9 protein-coding genes and 1 pseudogene are annotated in these 9,139 nt (G+C 73.3%); 8 read left to right on the top strand and 2 right to left on the bottom strand.

Annotated features, from left to right (window positions below):
- The 7 genes from AE652_RS27430 to AE652_RS27460 all read left to right on the top strand — a co-directional run.
- On the top strand, positions 1 to 459 hold a 459-nt coding region (locus tag AE652_RS27430; protein WP_049656205.1), incomplete at its 5' end, for a GNAT family N-acetyltransferase.
- A gap of 283 nt (positions 460 to 742) precedes the next feature.
- Complete coding sequence (locus AE652_RS27435; protein WP_049656207.1) at positions 743 to 2,005, top strand: MurT ligase domain-containing protein; 1,263 nt, start codon at positions 743 to 745, stop codon at positions 2,003 to 2,005.
- A gap of 46 nt (positions 2,006 to 2,051) precedes the next feature.
- Complete coding sequence (locus AE652_RS27440) at positions 2,052 to 2,780, top strand: type 1 glutamine amidotransferase (RefSeq protein WP_049656209.1); 729 nt, start codon at positions 2,052 to 2,054, stop codon at positions 2,778 to 2,780.
- Between the two features lie 351 nt (positions 2,781 to 3,131).
- Positions 3,132 to 4,157, top strand: coding sequence for a 6-phosphofructokinase (locus AE652_RS27445; RefSeq protein WP_049656210.1), 1,026 nt, complete (start codon positions 3,132 to 3,134; stop codon positions 4,155 to 4,157).
- Between the two features lie 124 nt (positions 4,158 to 4,281).
- Positions 4,282 to 5,277, top strand: coding sequence for a 2-hydroxyacid dehydrogenase (locus AE652_RS27450; RefSeq protein ID WP_049656211.1), 996 nt, complete (start codon positions 4,282 to 4,284; stop codon positions 5,275 to 5,277).
- 59 nt (positions 5,278 to 5,336) lie between these two features.
- Positions 5,337 to 5,972 carry an RNA polymerase sigma factor gene (locus AE652_RS27455; protein WP_049656213.1) on the top strand — a complete coding sequence of 212 codons (636 nt, stop codon included), beginning with the start codon at positions 5,337 to 5,339 and terminating at the stop codon, positions 5,970 to 5,972.
- Positions 5,969 to 7,021 (top strand): CU044_5270 family protein, encoded by a 1,053-nt coding sequence (locus AE652_RS27460; protein WP_049656215.1) that lies wholly within the window; start codon positions 5,969 to 5,971, stop codon positions 7,019 to 7,021. The genes AE652_RS27455 and AE652_RS27460 overlap by 4 nt, the downstream gene beginning before the upstream one ends.
- A 64-nt stretch (positions 7,022 to 7,085) precedes the next feature.
- Here AE652_RS27460 and AE652_RS27465 read toward each other — a convergent pair whose 3' ends face one another.
- Positions 7,086 to 7,712 (bottom strand): TetR family transcriptional regulator, encoded by a 627-nt coding sequence (locus AE652_RS27465; RefSeq protein WP_049656217.1) that lies wholly within the window; start codon positions 7,710 to 7,712, stop codon positions 7,086 to 7,088.
- Positions 7,713 to 7,919: 207 nt separating this feature from the next.
- On the opposite strand from AE652_RS27465, the gene AE652_RS27470 reads away from it, so the two are divergent.
- Positions 7,920 to 8,753 (top strand): SDR family NAD(P)-dependent oxidoreductase, encoded by an 834-nt coding sequence (locus AE652_RS27470; RefSeq protein ID WP_049656218.1) that lies wholly within the window; start codon positions 7,920 to 7,922, stop codon positions 8,751 to 8,753.
- 49 nt (positions 8,754 to 8,802) lie between these two features.
- On the opposite strand, the pseudogene AE652_RS27475 reads toward AE652_RS27470, so the two are convergent.
- Positions 8,803 to 9,139, bottom strand: a pseudogene (locus AE652_RS27475) (NAD(P)-dependent oxidoreductase); the annotation flags it as partial.

Here is a 9,139-nt window from a genome sequence, read left to right on the forward strand (position 1 = left end):
GACCGGGCGGCGGCGCTGGCGATGCACGGGCGCTGCTCCCCCGCCGCGCTGCGGCTGCGCTACCACGGCCCGGTCCGCGACGCCGGCCGCTACCTGGACCACCTGCTGGACCCGCGGCACGGCCGCAGCTACGCGGTGGCCGCTCCGGACGGGCGGATCCTCGCGCTCGGGCACCTGATGTGGGACGACGGCGAGGCCGAGCTGGCCGTCCTGGTCGAGGACGACTGGCAGCGGCACGGGCTGGGCGCGGCGCTGCTGCGGCGGCTGTCGGCGACGGCCCGGGCGGCCGGCGTCCGCACGGTGTACGCGGTGACCCAGGGCGGCAACACCGGGCTGATCGCCGCGATGCGACGGCTGGACGCGCCGCTGGACTTCCGGGCCGAGGACGGCACCCTGGTGATCACCGCCATGCTGGCCGCCGGGGATCCGGCCGGCTGCGCCCACCATCCGGGACGCTGATCATTTCTTCACCAGATCCTTACCCGGCCAGGTCGGGAACCCGACGGTGGTCGTCGAGCGTCGTCAAAGCAGTAGGGGTTCGGAGCCGAACCCTTGGGGCTGCTCCGTACACCGCTCTCCCCGACAGGCCGTCAGCAGCACCCGCGAGCGCGTCGCAGCAGGCGGCACGGGGTCCGGATCGTCCGGTCGGGCGACGGAGTCGGTAGGCTGACCCCCGTCCCCGCCGCCCGACGGCCCGTTATTCGGCCACGGGTGGTGCCGCAGCAAGGAGGAACCACTGAGCATGGCAGGCACCGAATCGGAGCCCACAGGCGCACGCGACGCCTCGCTGCCGGCCCGCGCCAAGATCGCGGTCACCGCCGGCCGGGTCGCCGCCGCCGTGTCGCGCAAGGCCGGGCGCGGGAGCGGCTCGGTGATCGGCGGCAAGGTCGCCCTCAAGCTCGACCCCGACCTGCTCGCCACCCTCGCCGAGAACCTCGACGTCGTCCTGGTCAGCGCGACCAACGGCAAGACCACCACCACCCGCCTGATCGCCGAGGCGCTGCGCGCCGCCGGTCCGGTGGTCTCCAACGCCCTGGGCGCCAACATGCCCGCCGGCATCACCTCCGCCCTGGCCGGCGGCAACGACGCCCGCTTCGGCGTGATCGAGGTCGACGAGAAGTACCTGGCGATGGTCGCCCGCGACACCCGCCCCAAGGCGATCGCCCTGCTCAACCTCTCCCGCGACCAGCTCGACCGCGCCGCCGAGACCCGGATGATGGCCGAGAAGTGGCGCGAGGGCCTCCAGAACACCGAGGCCGTGGTCATCGCCAACGCCGACGACCCGCTGGTGACCTGGGCCGCCTCCTCCTGCAAGAAGGTGGTCTGGGTGGCCGCCGGACAGGCCTGGAAGGAGGACGCCTGGTCCTGCCCCGCCTGCGGCGGTGTGATGCAGCGCCCCGGCGACGACTGGTTCTGCCAGGACTGCGGCTTCCGCCGGCCCAACCCGCACTGGGCGCTCCAGGGCACCCACGTGATCGACCCGCAGCGCGGCGCCTGGCCGATCCAGCTCCAGCTGCCGGGCCGGGCCAACCTGGCCAACGCCACCAGCTCGGCCGCCGTCGCCGCCGTGTTCGGCGTCGCCCCGCAGGTCGCCCTGGAGCGGATGCGCTCGGTGGCCGCCGTGGCCGGCCGCTACGACGTGGTCCAGTACCAGGGCCGGGACATCCGCCTGCTGCTGGCCAAGAACCCGGCCGGCTGGCTGGAGACCTTCTCGCTGATCGACGGCCCGCCCGCCCCGGTGATCCTCTCCGTCAACGCCCTCGACGCCGACGGCACCGACACCTCCTGGCTGTGGGACGTCGACTACGAGCGCCTCGCCGGGCACCCGGTCTTCGTGATGGGCCAGCGCAAGCTGGACCTGGCCGTCCGCCTGGAGGTCGCCGGACTCCAGTTCCACGTGGTCGACACGCTGGAGCAGGCCGTCCGGATGGCCCCGCCCGGCCGGATCGAGGCCATCGCCAACTACACCGCCTTCCAGCAGCTGCGGAAGGTCGTGGCCGGCTGATGCCGCGCCCGCACACCAGTCTTTACGTGACGGAAGGCCTTCGAGGATGAGTGAGAGCAGCCTGCGCGTGGTCTGGGTCTACCCGGACCTGCTCAGCACCTACGGCGACCGGGGCAACGCCCTGGTCGTGGAGCGCCGGGCCCGCCAGCGCCACCTCAACGTGACCCGGATCGACGTCCGCTCCGACCAGGCGATCCCCACCAGCGGCGACATCTACCTGATCGGCGGCGGCGAGGACCGCCCGCAGCGCCTGGCCGCCGAGCGGCTGCGCGCCGACAGCGGCCTGGTGCGGGCCGCCGAGAACGGCGCGATCATCTTCGGTGTCTGCGCCGGTTTCCAGATCATGGGCCACGAGTTCATCAACGACCTCGGCGAGCGCGAGCCGGGCCTGGGCCTGCTCGACGTCTGGACCACCCGCGGCGAGGGCGCCCGCTGCGTCGGCGACGTGCTCGCCGACATCGACCCCCGGCTCGGCCTGCCGCAGCTGACCGGCTTCGAGAACCACCAGGGCGTCACCCATCTCGGCCAGGGCGTGCAGCCCTTCGCCACCGTCAGCGTCGGCCGGGGCAACGGCACCGGTGACGGCACCGAGGGCGCCTGGCGGGACACCGTGTTCGGCACCTACCTGCACGGCCCGGTGCTGGCCCGCAACCCCGCCGTGGCCGACATGCTGCTCAAGCTGGCGCTGGACGTCGCCGCGCTGCCGCCGGCCGACACCACCTGGTACGACGCGCTGCGCGCCGAGCGCATCGCGGCCGCGACGCGTCCCCAGTAGTACATCCGTACGCCCCGGCCGGGTGCCCGCCATGCGGTCACCCGGTCCGCGGGCGGCCCCGGACGTACCACAATGGGGCTGCCTACTGCACACCCTCCTCGGCAGCAGGCTGCAATTCCGCGCGGGGGCGCCGACGGCGCCGCTCCCGCGTCGGCTCCTGCCCGGCCGGACCAGGGGCCGTATGCTCGACTTCGCGGCCGTTTTCGGGCGTTCTGTCCGGATCGGCCGGTCCTTCACCCCGCGGCCACCTCCCCGCCACCACGGCGAGGGAGCGCCCCGTTACGGTGACGGCTCGTCGTCCCAGCCTGTAGTCCGGCCGTTCCTCGGTTCTGCTCGGGAGTTGCAAAGCTAATGCGTATCGGAGTGCTGACCAGCGGCGGTGACTGCCCCGGCCTGAACGCGGTGATCCGCTCCGTGGTCCACCGGGGGGTGGGCGACCACGGCGACGAGATCATCGGGTTCGAGGACGGGTGGCGCGGTTTCCTTGAGGGCCACCACCGCCCCCTGACCCTGGACTCGGTGAGCGGCATCCTGGCCCAGGGCGGCACCATCCTCGGTTCCTCCCGGGTCCAGCCGAGCCACCTGCGGGACGGCGTCGAACGGGCCAAGAAGTACTGTGCCGACCTCGGCCTGGACGCGGTCATCCCGATCGGCGGCGAGGGCACCCTGAAGGCCGCCAAGCTGATGAGCGACGCGGGCCTGCCGATCGTCGGCGTGCCCAAGACCATCGACAACGACATCGCCGCCACCGACGTGACCTTCGGCTTCGACACCGCCGTCTCGGTCGCCACCGAGGCGCTGGACCGGCTGAAGACCACCGCCGAGTCCCACCAGCGCGTCATGGTCGTCGAGGTCATGGGCCGGCACACCGGCTGGATCGCGCTGAACGCGGGCATGGCCGCCGGCGCGCACGCCATCGTCGTCCCGGAGCGCCCGTTCCACATCGACAAGCTCACCGAGGTCGTCCGCGAGCGCTTCGACCGCCAGAAGAAGTTCGCCATCGTGGTCTGCGCCGAGGGCGCCAAGCCCGAGCCCGGCACCATGCACTGGGAGGAGGGCACCAAGGACATCTACGGCCACGAGCGGTTCACCGGCATCGCCACCCAGCTCTCCCGCGAGCTGGAGCACCGCCTCGGCAAGGAGGCCCGCCCGGTGATCCTCGGCCACACCCAGCGCGGCGGCACCCCGACCGCCTACGACCGGGTGCTCGCCACCCGCTTCGGCTGGCACGCCGTCGAGGCCGTCCACAAGGGCGCCTTCGGGCACATCACCGCGCTGCAGGGCACCAACATCAACCTGGTGCCGCTGGCCGAGGCGGTCGCCGAGCTGAAGACCGTGCCGCAGGACCGCTACCTGGAGGCCGAGACGGTCCTCTGACCGCCCCCTGCCCTCCCCGGAGGCCCCCGGCCCGCCCCGCGCGGCCCGGGGGCCTCCGTACGTTCCAGGGGCGCTTGCCGCACCCGGCGGGCGTCCGGCGGTCCCCGCCGCTAGCGTGTCCGGCATGGAGATCCTCGCCTACGGAGTGCAGGCCGACGAGCGGCCGCTGCTGGAGCAGGCCTTCGCCGGCCGCCACGGGCTGCGCTGCCTCGACGTGTTCCTCAACCGCGACACCGCCCCGCTGGCCGCCGGCTACCCGGCCGTCAGCAGCAGCGTCAACGCCGTCCTGGACGCCGAGACCCTCGCCGTCCTCGCCGCCGGCGGCACCGAGCTGATCGCCCAGCGCTCCACCGGCTTCAACAACATCGACCTCGACGCGGCCGCCGAACTCGGCCTCACCGTCGCCCGGGTCTCCCACTACAGCCCGTACTCCGTGGCCGAACACGCCTGGACCCTCGCGCTGGCCGTCAACCGCCGCCTCACCCGCGCCGCGAGCCGCTCCCGCGAGTTCGACTTCCGCCTCGACGGGCTCCTCGGCCGCGACATCCACGGCATGACCGTCGGCGTCATCGGCACCGGCAAGATCGGCGAGTGCTTCGCCCGCATCGCCGCCGGCTTCGGCACCGAACTCCTCGGCTGGGACATCGCACGGAACCCGGCCTGCCTCGACCTCGGCATGCACTACACCGAACTGCCCGAACTCCTCTCCCGCGCCGACCTGGTGAGCCTCCACGTCCCCCTCCTCCCGGCCACCCACCACCTCATCGACGGCGCCGCCCTCGCCCGCATGAAGGACGACGCCATCCTCATCAACTCCAGCCGCGGCGGCCTCGTCGACAGCGCCGCCCTCGTCGAGACCCTGCGCGCCGGCCGCCTCTCCGGCGTCGGCCTCGACGTCTACGAGGAGGAGACCGGCGTCTTCTTCACCGACCGCTCCATCGAGGGCATCACCGACGACACCCTCGCCCGCCTCGTCACCTTCCCCCAGGTCCTCGTCACCAGCCACCAGGCCTACTTCACCCGCACCGCCGTCGGCCAGATCATCGACGCCACCGCCCGCAACATCGACGACCACGCCGCCGGCCGCCGCAACGAGAACACCCTGGTCCCCAGGAACTGACGCCGCGGATGGTGACCCGGGTCACGGGAACCGGCCCTCCCGCCCGGACAAGGCATGACGTGAACCATCCACACTCCCGGCTCCGGGCCGGGAACCCCGAAGCGTTCCGCGACCTCTTCCGGGACCACGCCTCCCTGGTGTACCGCCACGCCGTGCGCGTGACCGGGAACTGGGCACTCGCCGAGGACGTGGTCTCGCTGACCTTCCTCGAGGCCTGGCGCCTGCGCGGGAAACTCCGCGACGAGGGCGACAGCCCACGCCCCTGGCTCATGGGCATCGCCGTCAACGTGCTGCGCAACACGACGCGCGCCGCCCGCCGCCACAGCGCGGCCCTGGCCCGCATGCCCGCGACCGACCCGGTCCCCGACTTCGCCGACGAACTCGTCGGCCGCATCGCCGACTCCGAGCAACTCGCCGCCGCCCACAAGGCCTTGGGGCGCCTGCGGCGCTCGGAACGCGAGGTCTTCGCGCTCTGCGTCTGGTCCGGGCTCGGCTACGCGGAAGCGGCGGCCACCCTCGGCATACCCGTCGGCACCGTACGCTCGCGCCTCTCCCGCGCCCGCACCCGACTGCGCAGACTCGCGGCCGAGGAACTGCGCGCCGCGCAGCAGAACACGGAACCGCTCCCGATCCCCGGACAAGTACAGGGCAGCCGCAACACCGCGGCCCGGCCGCACAAGGAGACGCACCGATGATCCGCAACTCGCGGCGGCACACCGAACCGCTCGACCACGCGGAACTGGCCCGTCTACTGCCGGCGCCGGCCGATCCCCGCCTGGCGGCCGACCGCCAGGACCTGCTCGAGGAGCACCTGATGAGCGAGATCCACCGGCCCGACCAGGCCGCCCCCGCGGCCGCCCCGGTACGGCGCCCGCTGCGCCGCACCGTCCTCTTCGCGGCGCCGGTCGCCGCGGCCGCGGCCCTCGCCGTGGTCGTCTCCCTGAACACCCCGGCCGACACCGTCGGCTCCCCACGGCTGGTCAAGGCACCCGTCGTGCGGATCGAGGAGGGGAGCACCGTCCAGCTCGCCTCGACGGTCCACGCGATCGCCGCCGCCGCGACGGCGCGCACCACGCCCCAGCCCGGACCGGGCCAGTTCGTCTACGTCAAGAGCCAGGTCTCCTTCATGGCCACCCGTCACAACGCGGACACCGGGGAGTCCGCCACCTGGGTCCAGCCGCTGCACGACCGCGAGGTGTGGAAGTCCCCCGACGGCACCAAGGGCTGGTTGGACGAGCCGGGCTACCAGTCGAAGGGCGGCATCACGCTGGACACCAAGGAGCCCCGCGAGCAGCTGACCTACCAGTGGCTCGCGGCCCAGCCCGCCGACCCCGACGCGCTGCTGAAGTCCGTCTACTCGACGGTGAGCGGCGACCGGGACCACGACCAGCAGGCGTTCAACGAGATCGGCTCCATCATCCGCGAGCAGCTCGTCCCCTCCGCCCTCGCCGCCGCGCTCTACGAGGCCGCCGGCAAGATCCCGGGCGTGGTGGTGGTCGAGCACGCGCAGGACGTCTCCGGCCGCGACGGGATCGCGTTGGCGCGGCTCGACCCCCAGACCGGCGAGCGATCGGAGTGGATCTTCGATCGGGAGAGCCACCAGTACCTCGGCAGCCGTGGCGTGCAGGTCCGGGAGGAGTACGGCATCAAGCCCGGCACCGTCGTGGAGCGCACGACCATCGTCACCCGGGCCGTCGTCGACGCGAAGAACCAGCGCCCCGGCGCCGGGCAGGCCACGGCCTGACGGTCCCACGCCCGATGGGGGCCGCCGGCCGCCGCAACGGGAACACCCCGGCACCGGCGGCCCCTCAACGATCGGGCCCGCCTCGTCGGTCATCGGCGGAGCCGCCCCCGCCGAGCAGGGCGGCGGCCACCTGGTCGAAGTACGGTGCCACCTCGGGCAGGGTCGCGGCGGCGAGCACCTCGCTGCGCACCACGGTCCGCACCACGCTGATGCCCAGCAGCCAGGCGCTGAACAGCTCCGCCCGCAGATCCGCGTCCGGCCCGTCGACCAGGGCGCGCAGGCCCGCGATGTAGGTGTCGCACACCTGGTCGTGCAGCTGACCGCGGATCGTCTCGTCGCCGGCCGACCGCAGCATGGCGATGAACGGGTGGTCGCCCACCGACTCCGGCCGTTCCTCGCGGAGGATCATCTCCAGCAGCCTGTAAGGGAGTTGGCCGGGCGGGCCGGCCAGCACGGCCCCGGCCTCCTGCGCGTCCTCGGCCGACGCCTCCTCGAACAGCTTCCGCTTCGAACCGAAGTACCGGAACACCAACGAGGCGTCCACGCCCACGTCCTGGGCGATGCCGCGGACGTTCGCCCCGGCGTAGCCCTCGCGGCCGAAGTGGACCCGGGCGGCCGCCAGCAGGGCGGCTCTGGTGGCCTCCCGGTCGCGCTTGTGGCGCGGCGGCCGGCCGCTCGACGGTGCGGTCACGGCATTCTCCCGGTGTGTCGACAGGTGCTGCGGCATCAAGTCATCAGCTGTTGACATGGTATCCCGGCGCGATTAGCTTCGACCGAGTCATCAATCGATGACTTGGCGGCGCGCGTATCCGCACGCCTTCCCACAGGTCGGTTCCCGCCGCACCGGCGTTCCCCGCCGCGAGTTCTCCCGTGTTCACCGTTCCGTGGAGGTCCCAGCGTGAAAACGATTGTTGTCTCGGGTGGTACGGACGGCATCGGCAAGGCCGTTGCCCTGACGTACCTGGGGCGCGGCGACGAGGTCGTCGTCCTCGGCCGCAACGCCGAGAAGGGCGCCGAGGTGCTCGCGGAGGCCGAGCGGATCGGCGCCGGGAACCGCGCACACTTCATCGCCGCCGACCTCAGCCTGGTCAGCGAGACCCGCAGGGCCGTCGGTGAGATCCGGGACCGGTTCGCCGGGATCGACGGACTGGTCCTGTGCGCCCAGCACTTCCGCTCGTCGCGCCTGGTCACGACCGAGGGCTTCGAGCACACCTTCGCGCTGTACTACCTCAGCCGCTTCGTCCTCAGCCACGAACTGGCCGACCTGCTGGCCGCCGCACCGGCGCCCGTCGTGGTCAACGTCTGCGGCCCGGGCATCGACTTCGGCGAGATCCGCTGGAACGACCTGGGCCGTGAGGGCGACTACAGCGGCATCGACGCCCTGATGCAGGGCAGCCGCCTCAACGACCTGCTCGGCGTCGGGTTCGCCCAGCGGCGGCCGGCCGGTCCGGTGCGGTACGTGCTGCTGAACCCGGGCAGCGTCCGCACCGGCTTCTCCGGCGAGTACGACCCGGTCATGGCCGAGCAGATCGAGGCCGCGCGGCGGAACGCCAGGCCGGTGGAGGAGGGGATCGTGCCGGTCCTGGCGGCGCTCGACGCGCCGCCCGCCGAGATCATCTCCGCCTCCATGACGGGCGAGCCGCTGGAGCTCACCGGCCCCGCCTTCGACCCCGAGGCGGCGCGGCGCCTCCACGAGCTGACCACCGCGCTGCTCGCCGACGCGGCCTCCTGAACCGGGAGCGGGAGAACCCCGGCCGCGACGCCCGCCTCCCGGCGGCCCCTCAGGGCCGGCCGAGCGCCTGGCGGTACCAGGGGGCGGCCTCGGGGAGGCGGGCCAGGGGGCCGGGGCCGGGCGGGCAGGCGGCGAGGTGCCAGATCCGGTCGCTGCGGTACCAGTGGTCGCGGGCGATCAGGCCGAACTGCCGCTCGGAGACCCGGCCGGGCGCGGCGGCCAGCAGTCGGCGGCACTCCTCCCAGGGGGTGTCCGGGCCGTCCGGGGCGGGCAGCAGGCCGAGGGCGGCCAGGGCCGTGAGCAGGTCGCCGCCGCGGACCGGGTCGGGGTGCGAGGCGTGGTGGACGCCCGGCGGGGCGGCCTGCCCGTCCAGGGCGAGCGCGGTG

Origin of the sequence: Kitasatospora sp. MY 5-36 (genome assembly GCF_001182915.1) — a bacterium.
GTDB lineage: Bacteria > Actinomycetota > Actinomycetes > Streptomycetales > Streptomycetaceae > Kitasatospora.

Bases quoted from the DNA above. Each gene is read 5' to 3' on its own strand.
- AE652_RS27460 (WP_049656215.1), top strand. From the start codon at position 5,969: ATGATCCGCAACTCGCGGCGGCACACCGAACCGCTCGACCACGCGGAA.
- AE652_RS27450 (WP_049656211.1), top strand. From the start codon at position 4,282: ATGGAGATCCTCGCCTACGGAGTGCAGGCCGACGAGCGGCCGCTGCTG.
- AE652_RS27440 (WP_049656209.1), top strand. From the start codon at position 2,052: ATGAGTGAGAGCAGCCTGCGCGTGGTCTGGGTCTACCCGGACCTGCTC.
- AE652_RS27445 (WP_049656210.1), top strand. From the start codon at position 3,132: ATGCGTATCGGAGTGCTGACCAGCGGCGGTGACTGCCCCGGCCTGAAC.
- AE652_RS27435 (WP_049656207.1), top strand. From the start codon at position 743: ATGGCAGGCACCGAATCGGAGCCCACAGGCGCACGCGACGCCTCGCTG.